Origin of the sequence: Comamonas sp. CAH-2, from assembly GCF_009668305.1 — a bacterium.
GTDB lineage: Bacteria > Pseudomonadota > Gammaproteobacteria > Burkholderiales > Burkholderiaceae_C > Comamonas > Comamonas aquatica.
Window position 1 is genome coordinate 105622 of sequence record NZ_VSWF01000005.1, and the last position, 17609, is coordinate 123230.

General features: G+C 65.0%; 13 protein-coding genes. 2 read left to right on the forward strand and 11 right to left on the reverse strand.

The genetic code is table 11. The features are described 5' to 3' along the window. Positions 1 to 19 precede the first annotated feature (19 nt). From proW to FYM52_RS05650, 3 genes are all read right to left on the reverse strand, one after another. Entirely contained in the window at positions 20 to 1132 is a 1113-nt protein-coding gene (gene proW / locus FYM52_RS05640; protein WP_154163384.1) for a glycine betaine/L-proline ABC transporter permease ProW, read from the reverse strand. Beyond that, the gene (proV, locus tag FYM52_RS05645) at positions 1125 to 2459 is read right to left on the reverse strand and encodes a glycine betaine/L-proline ABC transporter ATP-binding protein ProV (RefSeq protein WP_162524657.1); all 1335 of its coding nucleotides are present in this window, start codon (positions 2457 to 2459) and stop codon (positions 1125 to 1127) included. The genes proW and proV overlap by 8 nt, the downstream gene beginning before the upstream one ends. A gap of 544 nt (positions 2460 to 3003) precedes the next feature. Beyond that, a complete protein-coding gene (locus FYM52_RS05650) occupies positions 3004 to 3630 on the reverse strand; it encodes a TIGR00645 family protein (RefSeq protein ID WP_043387258.1) in 627 nt (208 codons plus the stop codon). A gap of 197 nt (positions 3631 to 3827) precedes the next feature. Here FYM52_RS05650 and acs point away from each other — a divergent pair, with 197 nt between their 5' ends. After that, positions 3828 to 5822, forward strand: coding sequence for an acetate--CoA ligase (acs, locus tag FYM52_RS05655; RefSeq protein WP_154163385.1), 1995 nt, complete (start codon positions 3828 to 3830; stop codon positions 5820 to 5822). Between the two features lie 171 nt (positions 5823 to 5993). Then, positions 5994 to 6476 (forward strand): LapA family protein, encoded by a 483-nt coding sequence (locus FYM52_RS05660; protein WP_154163386.1) that lies wholly within the window; start codon positions 5994 to 5996, stop codon positions 6474 to 6476. Between the two features lie 107 nt (positions 6477 to 6583). Here FYM52_RS05660 and FYM52_RS05665 read toward each other — a convergent pair whose 3' ends face one another. The 8 genes from FYM52_RS05665 to earP form a co-directional block, all read right to left on the reverse strand. Beyond that, on the reverse strand, positions 6584 to 7315 hold the full coding sequence (locus tag FYM52_RS05665) for an ABC transporter ATP-binding protein (RefSeq protein WP_043387262.1): 732 nt from the start codon (positions 7313 to 7315) through the stop codon (positions 6584 to 6586). Further along, positions 7308 to 8165, reverse strand: coding sequence for an ABC transporter ATP-binding protein (locus FYM52_RS05670; RefSeq protein WP_045267026.1), 858 nt, complete (start codon positions 8163 to 8165; stop codon positions 7308 to 7310). The genes FYM52_RS05665 and FYM52_RS05670 overlap by 8 nt, the downstream gene beginning before the upstream one ends. Next, a complete protein-coding gene (locus FYM52_RS05675; protein ID WP_154163387.1) occupies positions 8162 to 9256 on the reverse strand; it encodes an ABC transporter ATP-binding protein in 1095 nt (364 codons plus the stop codon). The genes FYM52_RS05670 and FYM52_RS05675 overlap by 4 nt, the downstream gene beginning before the upstream one ends. Beyond that, positions 9253 to 10182, reverse strand: coding sequence for a branched-chain amino acid ABC transporter permease (locus FYM52_RS05680; RefSeq protein WP_043387266.1), 930 nt, complete (start codon positions 10180 to 10182; stop codon positions 9253 to 9255). Before FYM52_RS05680 ends, FYM52_RS05675 begins: the two co-directional genes overlap by 4 nt. Positions 10183 to 10310: 128 nt before the next feature. Further along, positions 10311 to 11432, reverse strand: coding sequence for a branched-chain amino acid ABC transporter substrate-binding protein (locus tag FYM52_RS05685; RefSeq protein ID WP_154163414.1), 1122 nt, complete (start codon positions 11430 to 11432; stop codon positions 10311 to 10313). 107 nt (positions 11433 to 11539) lie between these two features. Further along, positions 11540 to 15379 carry a trifunctional transcriptional regulator/proline dehydrogenase/L-glutamate gamma-semialdehyde dehydrogenase gene (gene putA, locus FYM52_RS05690; RefSeq protein ID WP_154163388.1) on the reverse strand — a complete coding sequence of 1280 codons (3840 nt, stop codon included), beginning with the start codon at positions 15377 to 15379 and terminating at the stop codon, positions 11540 to 11542. A gap of 348 nt (positions 15380 to 15727) precedes the next feature. Next, the gene (efp, locus tag FYM52_RS05695; RefSeq protein ID WP_042412962.1) at positions 15728 to 16282 is read right to left on the reverse strand and encodes an elongation factor P; all 555 of its coding nucleotides are present in this window, start codon (positions 16280 to 16282) and stop codon (positions 15728 to 15730) included. 162 nt (positions 16283 to 16444) lie between these two features. After that, a complete protein-coding gene (gene earP, locus FYM52_RS05700) occupies positions 16445 to 17545 on the reverse strand; it encodes an elongation factor P maturation arginine rhamnosyltransferase EarP (protein WP_154163389.1) in 1101 nt (366 codons plus the stop codon). Between the last annotated feature and the right edge of the window lie 64 nt (positions 17546 to 17609).

The following is a 17609-nucleotide window of genomic DNA, read 5'->3' on the forward strand; positions in this document are numbered from 1 at the left end:
AGCGCAGGCAGCTATCGTTTCAGGAATTTTTGCGGAGCTTGAGCAACCAGCCCAGCGGGCCGCGGTGCCACCAGCGCAGGCCGCCACGCTGGGGTTCGCCCATGGCCTGGGTGATGCGGTCCAGCACGATGGCCAGCAGCACGATGCCCAGGCCGCCGACGGTGGCCAGGCCCATGTCCAGGCGGCCGATGCCGCGCAGCACCATCTGGCCCAGGCCGCCGACGGCGATCATGGAAGCGATCACCACCATGGACAGCGACAGCATCAGCGCCTGGTTGATGCCGGCCATGATGTTGGGCATGGCCAGCGGCAGTTGCACCTTCCACAGCAACTGCCAGGGTGAGGCACCGTAGGCGCGGCTGGCCTCGATCAGGTCGGGGCGGACCTGGCGAATGCCCAGGTTGGTCAGGCGCACCAGCGGTGGCAGCGCGAAGATGATGGTCACGATGACCCCGGGCACGTTGCCGATGCCAAACAGCATCACCACCGGCACCAGGTAGACGAAGGCGGGCGTGGTCTGCATGGCGTCCAGCACCGGGCGCGTCCAGCGCTGGGCGCGGTCGCTGGCGGCAATCAGCACGCCCAGCGGCAGGCCAATCACGATGCAGAAGGCCAGTGAGGTCAGCACCAGCGACAGGGTGACCATGGCCTCGGGCCAGATGCCCAGGGCTGCAATCGCAATCAGCGACAGCGCGGTGCCGATCGCCAGGCCGCGCCCGGCAAACTGCCAGGCCACCAGGGCCACGAACAGGGTCAGCAGCGGCCAGGGCAGGGCCAGCATCAGTTGTTCCACCCCCGACAGGGTGGCATCGATCGGGGCGCGCACGGCCTGGAAGAAGGGGCGGAAGTTGTCCACCACCCAGCCCAGGCCCTGGTTGATCCAGGCCTCGATCGGCAGCCCATCGGTCTGCAGCTGCTCCCACAGGGACAGCGGTGCATCAGGCGTGGTGCTGGCCGGGCTGGTCAGCCAGTCGGTGGCGGGCACAGCAGCATCGGGCGCAGCGGATGCGGCGCCCCAGGGATCGGTGGCGGCGGCCGGGGTGCTGGCGGCCGACCAGGGATCGGCGGCGGGTGCGGCGCTGGTGCTCCAGGGGTCCTGGGTGGCGGCGGTGTTTGGGTTCACTTCACTCATGCTTGTTCTCCTTGTCGGTGGCGGGCGCGTCCGAATGCTCGTGCAGCATCGCGGGGGTGTCCGCCTCCCCCGTGGGGAACATGGGGTTGAGCGTGACGGGCGGCTGCACCGGTTGTGGCGGTGGCACCGGCGGGGTGTCGCGGTCCAGGAAGCGCATCATGGTGGTGCGGCTGATGACGCCCAGGAATTTGCGGTCCTCGCCCAGCACCGGCAGCGGGCAGGGCGCGGAGGCCATGGGGCCGAACAGGTCCGCCACCGGCGTGGCGGCATCGATCGGCACCACGTTGTCGATGAAGGCGTGCTGCAGGCCCAGCATGCCCTCGCGGCCATGCAGGGCGTCGCGCAGCGACTGGGCGGAGACCACCCCCAGCAGGCGCCGGCGCGCGTTGAGCACGTAGGCGTGGTCGCGGTCCGAGTCCTCGATCAGGCGCAACGCCGCGCGGCACCCGCGATCGTTGTGTTCGGACACGATGGTCAGGGCCTGGCGCGCAATGTCCGACGCCTTGAACACGGCGGCGGCATCCACGCCCTTGATGAAGCTGCGCACGTAGTCGTTGGCCGGGCTGCGCAGGATCTCGTCGGGCGTGCCGACCTGGATGACCTGGCCGTCCTTCATGATGGCAATGCGGTCACCGATGCGCATGGCCTCGTCCAGATCGTGCGAGATGAAGACGATGGTGCGGCGCTTGGATTCCTGCAGGCGCAGCAACTCGGACTGCATCTCGGTGCGGATGATGGGGTCCAGGGCGGAGAACGCCTCGTCCATCAGCAGGATGCTGGGGTCGGAGGCCAAGGCGCGGGCCAGGCCCACGCGCTGCTGCATGCCGCCGGACAGCTCGTCCGGGTAGCTGGCACCCCAGGCGCCCAGGCCAACCTGCTCCAGGGCTTCCTGGGCGGCCTTCTGGCGCGTGCCCTTGTCGACGCCGGCCATCTCCAGGCCGAAGGCCGTGTTGTCCAGCACGGTCATGTGCGGCATCAGGGCGAAGGACTGGAACACCATAGAGATGTCCTTGCGGCGCAGCGCGCGCAGGTCCTGGTCGTTCAGCCCATTGATGTCCTGCCCGTCCACCACGATGCGGCCGCTGGTGGGCTCGATCAAACGGTTGAGCATGCGCACCAGGGTCGACTTGCCGGAGCCGGACAGGCCCATGACGACGAAGATCTCCCCGGCTTCGATGGTGAAGTCGGCGTCGAACACGCCGATCGATTGACCGGTACGTTCGAGGATTTGTTGCTTGGAAAGCCCTTGGCGCACCAGGTCCAAGGCCTGTTTTGGCTGATCGCCAAAGACCTTGAAGACGTTTTCGATGCGAATTTGTTTGGCCACTGGTTGTCCTCCCTTGAGTTGTTCTTGGGGGTTACACACAGTGCAGCCGCGTCACAAGCGAGGCTTGGACGGCCTACACGCGAAGCCGAAAGTCATGCCGACCGATGCACGGGCCGGGTTGCAGCAACCTGGCCGTCATGAAGGGTTTTAGACTGGGCCCGAATGGCACGCTGAAAAGTGCGCAAGGGCCGCAAGAGAGGGCAGAGGCCGCGCACCGACAGGCGCGCCACATGATCCAAACATGTCCGTGCATCAGGGCCGAAAGTTCGGCGCTGTGGCAGTTGCACCGTTGCGGAAACAGGCAACTGCCGGGTTAATCCGAGCCATCAAGATTCGGATTACCTGCATGGCAGGTTGTTAATAAGCTGCTTATTCTAACTATTCGGCATATGGATGTCAAGAGTGTCCACATGCCTTGACGAAAGCCCTGGCGATATCCGTTGGCAATTGGTGGCAAGCGGCTCCGAGCCGGTGTCAACAGCCGATAAAAACAAAAAGCCCGGAGTGGAGGCTCCGGGCTTGGCGGGATCGAGGGGGAAATGCCTCAGTGGCTGGGGTGGTGGTTGCTGTGGATCAGCTTGTCGGTGTAGGCAATCGCCAAAGCGCTGAGCAGGAACACTGCATGGATGATGGTCTGCCACATCAGCACCTTGACATCGTAGTTGCCGGCGTTGATGAAGGTCTTGAGCAGGTGGATGGAGCTGATGCCAATGATGGACAGGGCCAGTTTGACCTTCAGCACGGAGGCATTCACGTGGTCCAGCCATTCTGGCTGGTCCGGGTGGCTGTCCAGGCCCAGGCGGCTCACAAAGGTTTCGTAGCCGCCGACGATCACCATGATCAGCAGGTTGGAGATCATGACCACATCGATCAGGGCCAGGACCACCAGCATGATGATGGTCTCGTTCAGGCCCGTCATCGGGGCCTCGGGCTTGTAGCCGATGTTGTGGATCAGGGCCTGCAGCGCCGTTTGGCTGCCAAAGGCGGCCTCAATCAGGTGCCACAACTCCACCAGGAAGTGCCAGACGTACACGCCTTGGGCTGCGATCAGTCCAAGGTACAGGGGCAATTGCAGCCAGCGGCTGGCAAAGATCAGACTGGGCAGGGGGCGCATGGGCGAGTTGGGTGGGGTGGAGACAGGCGACTCAGAATGAGGGTCTAAGGAGGCCATGATGGTGGGTGGTTGAAGGAAAAGACGCAAAAAAGGCGCCAAGGCGCCGGGCAGGAATTGTATGCGCTGACTTCAAGGGGAAACCCTAGCTAAGCCATTATTTTTGCTTGACTAATCGACTGGGGGGCGTCAGTGGTATGTAAGTGCTGAACCCGACATTTGCCCCAACAATCACCAGATAGCAAGGAGACAAAACCATGAATGCACCCAGCTCTGCGATCGAGTCCGTATTGGTGGAAAACCGCGTGTTTCCTCCTTCGGAGGCGGTCCAAAAGAATGCCCGTATCTCCGGCATGCCGGCCTATGAGGCCTTGTGTGCCGAGGCCCAGAAGGATTACGAGGGCTACTGGGCCCGTCTGGCGCGCGAGAACGTGGTGTGGAGCAAGCCGTTCACCCAGGTGCTCGACGAAAGCAACCCGCCGTTCTATCGCTGGTTTGCCGATGGCGAACTGAATGCCAGCGCGAACTGCCTGGACAAGCACATGGGCACTGCGGTCGAGCACAAGACCGCCATCATTTTCGAGGCGGATGACGGCCAGGTCACCAAGGTCACCTACCGCGAACTGCTGCAGCGCGTGGCGCAATTCGCTAATGGACTGAAGTCCCTGGGCATCCAGAAGGGCGACCGCGTCCTGATCTACATGCCCATGACGATCGAGGGCGTGGTGGCCATGCAGGCCTGTGCCCGCATCGGTGCGACGCACAGCGTGGTGTTCGGCGGCTTCTCGGCCAAGGCCGTCCAGGAACGGATTGTGGACGTCGGTGCGTCGGCCGTGATCACCTCCAACTTCCAGATGCGTGGTGGCAAGGAGCTGCCGCTCAAGGCGATTGTGGATGAGGCCCTGGCCATGGGCGGCTGCGAAGCCGTCAAGCATGTGCTGGTGTATGAGCGCACGGCGACGGCCTGCAAGATGGTGGCGGGCCGTGACATCACCTTCACGGCCTTGCTGAATGGCCAAAGCACCGAGTGTCCCCCTGTGGCCGTGGGGGCCGAGCACCCGCTGTTCATCCTCTACACCAGCGGCTCCACTGGCAAGCCCAAGGGCGTGCAGCACTCCACGGGTGGCTACATGCTGTGGGCCAAGCAGACGGTCGAATGGACCTTCGACATGCAGGCTTCGGACGTGTTCTGGTGCACGGCCGACATCGGCTGGATCACCGGGCATACCTATGTGGCCTATGGACCGCTGGCGGCGGGTGCCACACAGATCGTGTTCGAAGGCGTGCCCACCTTCCCGAACGCCGGCCGCTTCTGGCAGATGATCGAGCGCCATGGCTGCACCGTGTTCTACACCGCGCCCACGGCCATCCGCTCGCTGATCAAGGCTGCCGAGTCCGACGAGAAGGTGCACCCCAAGAACTGGAACCTGTCGTCGCTGCGCATCCTGGGCAGCGTGGGCGAGCCCATCAACCCCGAAGCCTGGATGTGGTACTACAAGAACATCGGCGGCGAGCGTTGCCCGATTGTGGACACCTTCTGGCAGACCGAAAACGGCGGCCACATGGTCACGCCGCTGCCCGGTGCCACGCCGCTGGTGCCTGGCTCGTGCACGCTGCCGCTGCCCGGCATCACCGCTGCCATCGTTGATGAATCCGGCAACGACATGCCCAACGGTGCCGGCGGCATCCTGGTGGTGAAGAAGCCCTGGCCGTCAATGATCCGCAACATCTGGGGCGACCCCGAGCGCTTCAAGAAGAGCTACTTCCCTGAAGAACTCAAGGGCTATTACCTGGCCGGCGATGGTGCGGTACGCAGCGAAGACCGAGGCTACTTCCGCATCACCGGCCGTATCGACGACGTGTTGAACGTCTCTGGCCACCGCATGGGGACCATGGAGATCGAATCTGCTCTGGTGGCCAAGACCGATCTGGTGGCCGAAGCCGCAGTGGTGGGGCGTCCGGACGATCTGACCGGGGAAGCCATCTGCGCCTTCGTGGTGCTCAAGCGCCCCGTGCCCACCGGCGAAGAAGCCAAGGCCCTGGCCAACGAGCTGCGCAACTGGGTGGCCAAGGAAATCGGTCCGATTGCCAAGCCCAAGGACATCCGCTTTGGCGAGAACCTGCCCAAGACCCGCAGCGGCAAGATCATGCGCCGACTGTTGCGCTCGATCGCCAAGGGCGAGTCGATCACCCAGGACACCAGCACGCTGGAAAATCCCGCCATCCTGGAGCAGCTGGCCAAGACCAATTGATGGTCCGGGCTTGCTGCCCGGTGGGCGCTGTGCGCCTGCCAGCCACCTTCGGGTGGCTTTTTTTATGCCGGTGTGTAGGAGCAGAGCTGAGCCTGAATGTGCCGCACGCTGGCGAACAGGTGCGGCCAGTTGCGGTACAAACACAGGCCAAACAGCGCAAAGGTAACACTCATGAAATCTCGCATTGCACTGCTGACCTTGATCATTCTGATCATCGGCTTTCTGGGCTTCTTCAACTTTCCGTACCTGGCACAAACCGTACCCACATCCCTGGGCTTCACCACGGTGGACCTCCCCTTGGGCTTGATCCTGATGGGTTTAACAGCCCTGATGACCATCGTCTTCATTGCCTATGTGATCGCAATGCAGGGGGCATGGTTGCTGGAGGCGCGTGCGCACGCCAAGGAAATGCACGCCCAGCGTGAGCTGGCCGACAAGGCGGAAGCCTCACGGTTCACCGAGCTGCGGGCGGCGATAGAGAGCCTGCACCAGGAGGAAGAGCGGCGCTTGATGGACCGCATGGACACGCTGGAGGCCCACCTGCAGGCCCGTGCGCAGGAAAGCGACAACAGCACGGCGGCCTACGTGGGCCAACTGGAACAGCAGTTGCGCCACACGGTAACTGCGCCAGCGCCGCAAGCGCCCAGGCTTTGAATCTCGGGCAGTGGCGGTTGGAGCGACGGACCAAGGCCCCACCAACAAGACCGTGAATGAAAAACAGGCTTCCGTCGGGAAGCCTGTGGTCGTGCCGTGGAGGGCGTTTATTCGCCCAGGTAGGCGGCGCGCACCTTGGGGTCGTGCAGCAGATCGTGCGCCGGGCCCTGCAGGGTGAGCTCCCCCGACTCCAGCACATAGCCGCGCTGGCTCACTTCCAGCGCCAGGCGGGCGTTCTGCTCAATCAGCAAGATGGTCACGCCGCGTTGCGAAATGTCGGCAATCACCTCGAAGATCTTGTCCACCATGATCGGTGCCAGGCCCATGGTCGGCTCGTCCAGCAACAGCAGCTTGGGCTGGGACAGGATGGCCCGGCCCATGGCCAGCATCTGCTGCTCGCCGCCCGAGAGGGTGCCCGCGGTTTGCTTGCGGCGCTCGGCCAGGCGCGGAAAGCGTGTGAAGACGCCCTCCAGGTCCTGGGCCACACCGTCCTTGTCCGTGCGGGTGTAGGCCCCCATGTACAGGTTTTCTTCGATCGTCAGCTGCGGGAAGATGCCGCGCCCTTCGGGCACCATGACCAGGCCTTGGCGCACCATGCTGTGCACGGGCTGGCCCGCCAAGCTTTGGCCCTGGTAATGGATGCTGCCAGCCGCCAGCGGGACCAGCCCGCAGATGGCGCGCAGCGTGGTGCTTTTGCCGGCGCCGTTGGCGCCGATCAGTGCCACCAGCTCGCCAGGGTGGACATGCAGATTCAGCTGGCGCACGGCGCGGATGCCGCCGTAGGCAACATCAATGCCGCGCACATCCAGCAAAGGGGTCGAGGATGTGGCTTCAGTCATGGGTGGACGGGTTCTGTGGGGTGGCTGGGGGGTGTAGCAGCGGATCCTGCGCGGCGCCCTTGCCCAGGTAGGCTTCGATCACGCGCGGGTCGTGCTGCACGTCATGGGGCTGCCCATAGGACAGGACCTGGCCGTATTCCAGCACCAGCACGCGGTCGCACATGTTCATGACCAGCTTCATGTCGTGCTCGATCAGCAGCACGGTGATGCCGTCATCACGGATCTTTTCGATCAGCGCGCGCAGCACCACGGTTTCCGACGGGTTCATGCCGGCAGCAGGCTCGTCCAGTGCCAGCAGCGAGGGACCGGTGGCCAGGGCGCGGGCAATTTCCAGGCGGCGTTGGTCACCGTACGACAGCGAGGACGCCACTTCGTTGGCCACATGGCCAATTCCCACGTAGTTCAGCAGCTCCAGCGCGCGCGCTTCCGTGCGTGCCTCTTCGGCGCGGGTGGCCTGGTTGCGCGTGACCGCGCCCCACAGGCCGGCCTTGGTGCGCAGGTGCTGGCCGATCATCACGTTCTCCAGCGCCGTGAGCGAGGCGAACAAACGGATGTTCTGGAAGGTGCGGGCCATGCCTTGCGCGGCAATCTGGTAGGGCTTGAGGCGGGTGAGCTCGACACCGTTGAACAGGCAGCTGCCCGACTCCGGGATGTAGAGCGCCGTCATCACGTTGAACAGCGTGGTCTTGCCGGCACCGTTCGGGCCGATCAGGCCGAAGATTTCACCCTTGCGGATCTCGAAGCTCACGTCCTTGAGGGCCTGCAGGCCGCCAAAGCGTTTGCTCAGCCCCTTGGCGACGAGCAAGGGCTCTCGCGGGGTTGTGCTGGAAGTGGGTGGCACTGCACTCATGCTTTCTGCTCCTTGCCACGGTTGAGTTCACGTTTGCGCACCTGCGAGGGCCACAGACCTTCGGGGCGGAAAATCATCACGGCCACCAGCGCGATACCGAACAGCAGCATGCGGATGGCATCGGGGTCCACGAGCACATCGCCAAACAGGGTCTGCTGAATCGGCACCACCACATTGCGCAGGATTTCGGGAAAGATCGACAGCAGCAGGGCGCCGGCGACCACGCCAGGCACATGGCCCATGCCGCCCAGCACCACCATGCACAGGATGGCGATGGATTCGCTCAGGCCGAAGCTCTCGGGACTGACAAAACCCTGCATCGAGGCAAACAGGCAACCGGCCACACCGCCAAAGCTGGCGCCCATGCCAAATGCCATGAGCTTGATGTTGCGGGTGTTGATGCCCATCGCCTTGGCGGCGATTTCGTCTTCGCGCACGGCTTCCCAGGCGCGGCCAACGCGCGAGTTCTGCAGGCGGATGCACACGAAGATGATCAGAATCACCAGCGCCATCAGCAGGTAGTAGTACTTCTCGGGGCCGGTGATGCGGAACCCGAGGATGGTCTCCGGGCGGCCCAGCGCCCATTCACCCACCTTGATGGTGTCGATGCGGTTGATGCCTTGCGGGCCGTTGGTGATGTTGACCGGCGCATCCAGGTTGTTCATGAAGATGCGGATGATTTCACCGAAGCCCAGCGTCACGATGGCCAGGTAATCCCCGCGCAGCTTGAGCACGGGAAAGCCCAGCGCAATCCCGGCCATCGCTGCCAGCGCCACACCGATCGGCAGGACCACCCAGAACGGCAGGTGCAAATCGAAGTGGGGCGAGGCCAGCAGGGCCCAGGCATAGGCGCCCACGGCGTAGAAGGCGATGTAGCCCAGGTCGAGCAGGCCGGCAAACCCCACCACGATGTTCAGGCCCAGGGCCAGCATCACATACAGCAGGGCAAAGTTCAGGATGCGGATCCAGCCCTGGCCGGCGGTCGCGCCCAGCAGGAAGGGCAGCATCAGCAGCACAGCACCGATGGCGAAGGCCCCCAACCAGACTTTGACCGGCGTGCGGTCTTTGGAAGCAGCAAGTGCGTGGTTCATGCGCGGTCTCCCGAACGTTCGCCCAGCAGGCCCGAGGGGCGGAAGATCAGCACCACGACCAGCACGATGAAGCTGAAGACGTCCTGGTAGTGACTGCCGAAGACGCCATTGGTCAGGTTGCCGACATAGCCGGAGCCCAGGGCCTCGATCAGGCCCAGCAGCAGGCCGCCCAGCATGGCGCCGCCTAGGTTGCCAATGCCGCCCAGCACCGCGGCCGTGAAGGCCTTGAGGCCCAGCATGAAGCCCATGGTGTACTGTGCCACGCCGTAATAGCTGGTGATCATCACGCCGGCGACGGCGGCCAGGGCCGAGCCGATCAGGAAGGCGGCCGAGATGACGGTGTTGATGTTCACGCCCATCAGGCCTGCGACTTCACGGTTCTGTGCCGTGGCGCGCATGGCCATGCCCAGGCGGGTCTTGTGCACCAGCAGCAGCAAGGCCACCATGATCAGGGCCGAGCCCAGCATGATGGCGATCTGCAGCATGCTCAGTCGCGCATCGCCGAGCTGCAGCACGCTGGGCTCGATGATGTGCGGGAAGTTCAGGTAGTTGCGGCCCCAGAACATCATGGCCACGTTCTGGATGATGATGGACACGCCGATCGCCGTGATCAGTGCGGCCAGGCGGGGTGCGCGGCGCAGTGGGCGGTAGGCGATGCGCTCGGCCGTCCAGCCCAGGGCCATGCACACGGGAATGGACACCACCAGGGCAGCGCCCACGGCCACGAACACAGAGACGTCACCATAGTGGCCGACCAGTGCCAGCACGACGCTGGTGGCGATCATGGCGCCGACCATGACCACGTCGCCATGGGCGAAGTTGATCAGGCCGATGATGCCGTAGACCATGGTGTAGCCCAACGCGACCAGCGCATACACGCTGCCCGCCGTCAGGCCGTTGATGATTTGTTGCAGAAAAATATCCATGACAGGCGCGCCTTGGGCGTGGTCAGTCGGAAAAAATGGCCTTGCCGCGGGGCAAGACCGAGGTCAGCAGCGGGGCTGCTTGGGGGGAGGGCGCTGTCACCCCGAGTGGGTTGCAGCGCCCTTGGCGCTTACTTGGCCGAATCAACAATGGTCTTCACTTCTTCCCACTTACCGCCCTTGACGGTGTAGATGGTCACGGCCACTTCGTTCAGGTCGCCATTCTTGTCGTAGGCGATGTTGGCGCTGGTGGCGCCGCTGCGCTTCAGGCTTGCCAGCTTGGGCAGGTACTTGGCTGCCTTGGCGGAGCCAGCCTGTTCCATCGCGGTGATCATGTTCCAGGCACCGTCGTACGCATAGGGGGCATAGACGCCGGGGTCGGCCTTGAAGCGGGCCTTGTAGGCCGCGGCAAACTTCTCGCCCTGGGCCATGGTCTTCAGGGGCACGCCGGCCAGCGAGGCGTAGGTGCCATTGCCGGCTTCACCGGCCAGCTTCAGGAAGGTGTCGCTGCGGGTCATTTCGCCAGACACCAGGGGCTGCTTCAGCCCCAGGGTTGCCATCTGGCGGCGCATCGGGCCTGACTGCGCGTCCAGGCCGCCGAAGAAGATGGCGTCGGCGCCCTTGGCCTTGATGCTGGTCAGGATGGCGGTGAAGTCGCTGGCCTTGTCGGTGGTGTACTCACGCGCCACCACGGTGCCGCCGGCGCGCTTGACGGCCTGGATCACCTGGTCGGCCAGGCCTTGGCCGTAGGCGGTACGGTCGTCGATGATCGCCACTTTCTTGGCGTTCAGGTCCTTCACCATGAAGACGCCCACTGCTGCACCTTGCTGGGTGTCGCTGGTCATCATGCGGAAGGTGTTGTCATAGCCCTGCAGGGTGTACTCGGGCGACGTGGCCATGGCGATCTGGGGGATGCCAGCCTCGTTGTACACGCGGGATGCGGGGATGGTCGTGCCCGAGTTGAAGTGGCCCAGCATGCCTTGCACCTTGTCGTCGGCAATCTGCTGCGCTACCTGCACGGCGGTGCGGGGGTCGGCCTGGTCGTCCTTGGAGACCAGCACGAACTTGGCCTTGTCGCCGTCCAGCTTGATGCCCTTGGCGTTGGCTTCTTCCAGCGCCAGCAACAGGCCGTTGCGCATGTCTTCGCCGTAATGGGCCTGGGGGCCGGTCAGCGGGGCGGCGAAGCCCAGTCGCACGGTGGTGTCTGCGTGGGCGGCGCTCATCAAGCCGCCGAAAGCGCAGGCCAGTGCCATGGTGCTGGCCACGGTCTTGAAGGATGGAGAAGATGTCATGCTGCGTTGCTCCTTGGTGGGTGAAAAAGAGGACTGTAGGAAGGCTGTGGGCCCAGGGGAATGCGGGCTTAACCCACCATCATCAAACTGGCGTTGCCGCCAGCGGCTGTGGTGTTGGTGCTGATGCTGATCTCACGCAATAAGCGTTCCTGGCGGTAGCGTTCGCCGTTGCGGATCTCTTCGGTGGTCAGGCCCTGCACCAGCAGCAGCGGACCGCTGCGGGCGCTGAGTTGCTGCTGCAGCGGCAGCAGCGCATCGGTGTCGCTTTCGGCCAGTGCCGCCTGCAGCGGTAATTGTGCAATCTGTGCTGCATCCGCCCAGTGCAGGGCTGCGGCTTGCGCCGCCGGCTGGGCCTGTTGCCATTGGGCGACCAGGGCGCGCAGGGCGGGTGTGTCCTGCAGCAGCAGGGTGTTGCCCGTGGCCTGGCAGGCCTGCCACTGGGCCTGCAGCCCGTCCACGGTCAAGGGCAGGCACCAGATGGCGCCACGTGCTTGCAGCAGGTACTGGTCGGTCTCGCCCGTGGGGCCATCCAGCAGCACCTGCTGGCCGGCCGCCACGTTCAGGGTTTGGGGGCCGCGTGCGGTCAGCACTGGCAGCTGTTCCAGCGCCGGGGCCTGTGCCAGCAGGCGGAACAGGTAGAGCGGGCCGCCCGCCTTGGGGCCGGTGCCCGACAGGCCCTCGCCGCCGAAGGGCTGCACGCCCACGACGGCGCCCACGATGTTGCGGTTGACGTAGATGTTGCCGGCATGGATGCGCTCGGACACATGGGCCACGGTTTCATCCAGGCGCGTGTGCACGCCAAAGGTCAGGCCAAAGCCCAGGCTGTTGATGTCCTGAAGCAGGGCATCCATGTCCTTGCGGGCATAGCGCAGCACGTGCAGCACGGGGCCGAAGACTTCGCGGCTCAGATCCTGCACGCGGCTGACTTCGATCAGCGTGGGGGCCACGAAGTGGCCGTGGCGGCATTCGGCAGGCAGCTCCAGGCGCGTGACGGTGTGGCCCTGGCCGCGCATCTGTTCGATGTAGGCCTCGATGTCCGCCCGGGCCTGGGCATCGATCACCGGGCCGACGTCGGTGGCCAGCTGGTCGGGGTTGCCCACGCGCAATTCCTGCATGGCGCCGCGCAGCATGCGCAGCACGTGGTCGGCGCTGTCTTCCTGCAGGCACAGCAGGCGCAGGGCGGAGCAGCGCTGGCCGGCCGAGTCGTAGGCCGACATCAGCACATCGCCCACCACCTGCTCGGACAGGGCCGAGGAATCCACCACCATGGCGTTGATGCCCCCTGTTTCCGCGATCAGCGGCACGGGCTTGCCGTGGCTGCCCAGGCGCTGCGACAGGCGGCGGTGGATGTGTTGCGCCACAGGGTGCGAGCCGGTGAACACCACGGCATCGGTGCACGGGTGGGCGACCAGGGCTTCGCCCACGGTTTCGCCGTCACCGGGCAGCAGCTGCAGCGCATGTTCGGGAATGCCGGCCTGGTGCAGCAGGGCCACGGCTTGGGCGGCGATGAGGTTGGTCTGCTCGGCCGGCTTGGCGATCACCACGTTGCCGGCGGCCAGGGCCGCGGCAATCTGCCCGGCAAAGATGGCCAGCGGGAAATTCCAGGGGCTGATACAGACCACCACGCCCAGGGGGCGGTGGCTGCCATTGTTCAGGTGCTGCGTGGCCTGCTGGGCGTAGTAGCGCAGGAAGTCGATGGCTTCGCGCACCTCGGAGATGGCGTTGGGCAGGGTCTTGCCGGCTTCGCGGCACAGCAGGCCCATCAGCGGCTGCAGCTGGGCCTGCATCAGGTCGGCCGCACGCAGCAGGGCCTCGGCGCGGGCCTGCACCGGCGTGGCCTGCCAGATGGGGGCCGCATGCTGGGCCTGGGCCATGGTGTGGGCTACTTCCGCAGCGCCCGCCATGCGCACTTCCCCCAGCACATCGCCGGCGTGGGCGGGGTTGCTGACGGGCTGCGCCGGCAGATGGGCCGCATGGGCGGGTTCCGCCCGCCAGGGCGCACTGCTGCTGAGCAGGGCGGCCGACAGGGAGGCCAGGCGCTGTTCGTTGCTCAGGTCCAGGCCGGCGGAGTTGCTGCGGCCCTGGGCTGCATACAGCTGGGCCGGGGCGGGAATGCGGTCGTGCGGGCGGCCCAGGGGCGACAGGGCCTGGGCGGCTGCCACGGGGTCGGTCACCAGCTGGGCGATGTCCACCGTCTCATCCCCGATCTGATGCACGAAGGAGCTGTTGGCGCCGTTTTCCAGCAGGCGGCGCACCAGGTAGGCCAGCAGTGTCTCGTGCGTGCCCACGGGGGCGTAGATGCGGCAGGGGCGGGCCAGCTTGCCTTGGGCGATGTCGCCCACCACTTCCTCGTACAGCCCTTCGCCCATGCCGTGCAGGCACTGGAATTCATACTGGCCGCGGTAGTAGTTGTTGCCCGCCATGTGGTAGATGCTGGCCAGGGTGTGGGCGTTGTGCGTGGCGAACTGCGGGAAGATGGCTTCGGGGGCGCCCAGCAGCTTGCGCGCGCAGGCCAGGTAGGACACGTCGGTGTGCAGCTTGCGGGTGTAGACGGGGTAGTCTTCCAGCCCGTCCACCTGGGCGCGCTTGATTTCGCTGTCCCAGTAGGCGCCCTTGACCAGGCGCACCATCAGGCGGTGTTTGCTGCGGCGGGCCAGGTCGATGATCCAGTCCAGCACGAAGAAGGCGCGGCGCTGGTAGGCCTGGACCACGAAGCCGATGCCGTTCCAGCCGGCCAGCGAGGGTGCGAAGCACAGCTGCTCCAGTAGATCCAGCGAGATTTCCAGGCGGTCGGCTTCCTCGGCGTCGATGTTCAGGCCGATGTCGTACTGGCGGGCCAGTTCGGCCAGCTTCAGCAGGCGCGGGTACAGCTCCTGCATCACGCGCTCGCGCTGGGCGCGGCTGTAGCGGGGGTGCAGGGCCGACAGCTTGATGGAGATGCCCGGGCCTTCGTAGATGCCGCGCCCTTGCGAGGCCTGGCCGATGGCGTGGATGGCCTGCTCGTACGACTGCAGGTAGCGCAGCGCGTCTTCCTCGGTGGTGGCCGCTTCGCCCAGCATGTCGTAGGAGTAGCGGAAGCCCTTGTCCTCCAGCTTGCGGCTGTTGGCCAGCGCGGCGGCGATGGTCTGGCCGGTGACGAACTGCTCGCCCATCATGCGCATGGCAGTGTTCACGCCCTGGCGGATCAGCGGCTCGCCACCGCGTGCGATCAGGCGGGTCAGGGCCGAGCTGAGCTTTTGCTCGCTGTGCACGGCCACCAGCTTGCCGGTGATCATCAGCCCCCAGGTGGCGGCATTGACGAACACGGAGGGCGAGTCGGTGTGCGACTTCCAGTCACCCTTGCTGACCTTGTCGCGGATCAGGGCATCGCGCGTGGCGCGGTCGGGGATGCGCAGCAGGGCCTCGGCCAGGCACATCAGTGCCACGCCTTCCTGGCTGGACAGCGAGTACTCCTGCACCAGGGCCTCGACGCCGCTGGTCTTCTTCTGGCGCTTTTCGCGCAGGGCCTGCACCAGGCGGGTGGCCAACTGGGCCACGCCTGTGGGGTTGGTGCTGGTGGCGGGGGCCAGCAGCAGGGGGATGCACTCGGTCTCGGGGCGGCGGTAGGCGGCGGTGATGGCCGCGCGCAGCACGCTTTGGGGTTGGACGTCCTGGGCCAGGGCGTAGAACGGCGCATAGGGCTGGCTGGCATCGGCCAGGGCCTCGGGCTCCAGCAACTCGACGCCGGGCTGGGTGCTACCCAGGTATTGCAACTCCGGCAGGGGCTTGCCCAGCTCGATCGCCTCCAGGTAGCTGTGCAGCGCCTGCTTGTGCAGCCAATGTGGGGTGCAACCCAATTGCTGGGCTGCCGCTTTGAGCCGGTCTCGCATCAATTCGTCAACTTTGATGCCGATGGTGGTGGTGGCCATATCCGTGTTGCTCCCTGGAAGAACCTGTGCACGTTGTTTGTGAAGTGGCGCGATTCTAGGAAGGTGCAACCAAGTCAGATATTGGGGTTTACCTGTCTCTGTTTTGGTGCAACCGAATCACTTGAGGGGGTTAACTGCAGGAAGCGTGCCAGGTGGTGCTGGTACAGGAGGCCTTTTAAAAAATAGGAGCTTTTAGCGTTGATGATTGAAGGTTTTTAGATGGTTTTATGGCTGAAGTGCTTGATGTAAAAGCGCTAGCAGCTCTTGTTTTTGATAGTTCATCCATAAAAAAGGCTTCCCGCAGGAAGCCTTTTGGGCAGTGTGGGCCGCCGTGGGGCGGCGCCAGCCTTACACGCGCTTGCGGTATTCGCCGGTGCGGGTGTCGATTTCGATCTTGTCTTCTTGCGACACGAACAGGGGCACAGCCACTTCGAAGCCGGTGGCGATCTTGGCGGGCTTGAGCACCTTGCCCGATGTGTCGCCCTTGACGGCGGGTTCGGTCCAGGTGATTTCGCGCACGATGGTGGTGGGCAGTTCGCAGGAGATGGCCTTGCCGTCGTAGAACACGACTTCCGCCACCATGCCGTCTTCCAGGTAGTTCAGTGCGTCGCCCATGTTTTCGGCTTCGACTTCGTACTGGTTGAATTCATCGTCCATCCACACGTACATGGGGTCGGCGAAGTAGGAGTAGGTGCACTCCTTCTTGTCCAGGATGACGTTGTCGATCTTGTCGTCGGCCTTGAACACGTTTTCGGTGCCGAAGTTGCCGATCAGCGACTTCAGCTTCATGCGCACGGTGGCTGCACCACGGCCACCACGGGCGTATTCGGTCTTCAGAACGATCATGGGATCCTTACCGAACATGATCACGTTGCCGGCGCGGATTTCTTGAGCGATTTTCATAGCTTGCTTAGCTGGTTGGGTGGAGCCGCTCAACACGGCAGGCAAGCAAGGCGCTTCTGAAAAAAGCGATAAGGCCTGCCGCATGTTCCGCGGCGGGAGCCGTCCAAAAGGTCGGGGTTGCGCAAGGCTGCACAACCGCTCTGAGGAGGCAAAGGCGAGATTTTAGCTTTTTTCCGCTGCAAACGGTTGCAGCTGTGCGATCAGATCGGCTTGTTGCAGCAAATTTGCGCGTGCCTGCTGGGCGCAGTGCCGCCATTCCCGCAGCAAATCCGGGGTCAGGGTGGGCAGGCTGGCCGCGTCGCGCATGCCGTTCCAGGCGTGGTGAAAAGCCCGCAGGCTGGCAGGGGCCTGCAGCCAGTCCAGGAAGGCATCGAGCTTGGCGTGGTGGGCCTGGTCGTCCTGCGGGTAGATGTGCCAGACGAAGGGCTGGCCCGCCCACAGCGCCCGCACCAGGGAGTCTTCGCCGCGCACCAGGTTGAGATCGCAGGCCCACAGCATGGCGTCAAACTCGGCCTGCGTGCGCGGCGGAAGGTAGCGCGGCTGCAAGGCCTGCGCGCCCGCCTGTGCCTGCACCGCCTGCGTGGCGCGGCCGGGGGTGACCAGCAGACGCGGCTGCCAGCCTGCGACCGGGTGGGCGAGTTGGCCCAGCAGTTGCGGCAGCGCCGGCGGCTCATAGCAGAACAGCGAGATGGCGCAGTCGCCATCGCCCAGGCCGTGGGCCTGGCGCCAGGCTGGGCGGTCGAACTGCGCCTGGCGCTGCAGCAGGTCGGCTTCACGCAGCAGCCCACCGGTGCGTGCGGTGAAACCGGGGTAGAAGAACCAGCGCGTCAGCCCCCGGCCTTCGCCCGACATGATCAGCGAGGGCAGGCGGTGGCAGCGTTCCACATAGTCTTCGGCCGACAGGTACTCCAGGTTCACCAGCACGGGGCGTGGCTGGTGGTGGTTGTGGCAGTGCGCATGGTGCTGCGACAGCGCGGCCAGGTACGGCGCGGGGGCTTCGCAGCCAAAGGCCTCGATCACCACCGCGGGGTGTTCCGCATAAGCCGCGTCATACGGCAGCACCTGCACGCCCGGGGCACCCTGCGGTGCCATCCAGGCCAGGGCCGAGGCGTCGTCGATGCGCAGGCGCACCGGCACGCCGCGCGCGCCCAGCTCGGCCGCCAGGCGCCAGCACACGCCGATGTCGCCATAGTTGTCGATGACCCGGCAGAAGATGTCCCAGTGCAGGGGCTGTGGGGCGGCGGAAGAGGGAGTGGCAGGCATGGGCAAGGGCAAGGCGCGGCAAAGAGGGGCGATGCTAGCCCAGCCAGCAGGCCCTTGCCCGCAG

Coding starts and splice junctions, on each gene's coding strand:
- proW (WP_154163384.1), bottom strand. CDS start 1,132: ATGAGTGAAGTGAACCCAAACACCGCCGCCACCCAGGACCCCTGGAGC.
- FYM52_RS05650 (WP_043387258.1), bottom strand. CDS start 3,630: ATGGCCTCCTTAGACCCTCATTCTGAGTCGCCTGTCTCCACCCCACCC.
- acs (WP_154163385.1), top strand. CDS start 3,828: ATGAATGCACCCAGCTCTGCGATCGAGTCCGTATTGGTGGAAAACCGC.
- FYM52_RS05660 (WP_154163386.1), top strand. CDS start 5,994: ATGAAATCTCGCATTGCACTGCTGACCTTGATCATTCTGATCATCGGC.
- FYM52_RS05665 (WP_043387262.1), bottom strand. CDS start 7,315: ATGACTGAAGCCACATCCTCGACCCCTTTGCTGGATGTGCGCGGCATT.
- FYM52_RS05670 (WP_045267026.1), bottom strand. CDS start 8,165: ATGAGTGCAGTGCCACCCACTTCCAGCACAACCCCGCGAGAGCCCTTG.
- FYM52_RS05675 (WP_154163387.1), bottom strand. CDS start 9,256: ATGAACCACGCACTTGCTGCTTCCAAAGACCGCACGCCGGTCAAAGTC.
- FYM52_RS05680 (WP_043387266.1), bottom strand. CDS start 10,182: ATGGATATTTTTCTGCAACAAATCATCAACGGCCTGACGGCGGGCAGC.
- FYM52_RS05685 (WP_154163414.1), bottom strand. CDS start 11,432: ATGGCACTGGCCTGCGCTTTCGGCGGCTTGATGAGCGCCGCCCACGCA.
- putA (WP_154163388.1), bottom strand. CDS start 15,379: ATGGCCACCACCACCATCGGCATCAAAGTTGACGAATTGATGCGAGAC.
- efp (WP_042412962.1), bottom strand. CDS start 16,282: ATGAAAATCGCTCAAGAAATCCGCGCCGGCAACGTGATCATGTTCGGT.
- earP (WP_154163389.1), bottom strand. CDS start 17,545: ATGCCTGCCACTCCCTCTTCCGCCGCCCCACAGCCCCTGCACTGGGAC.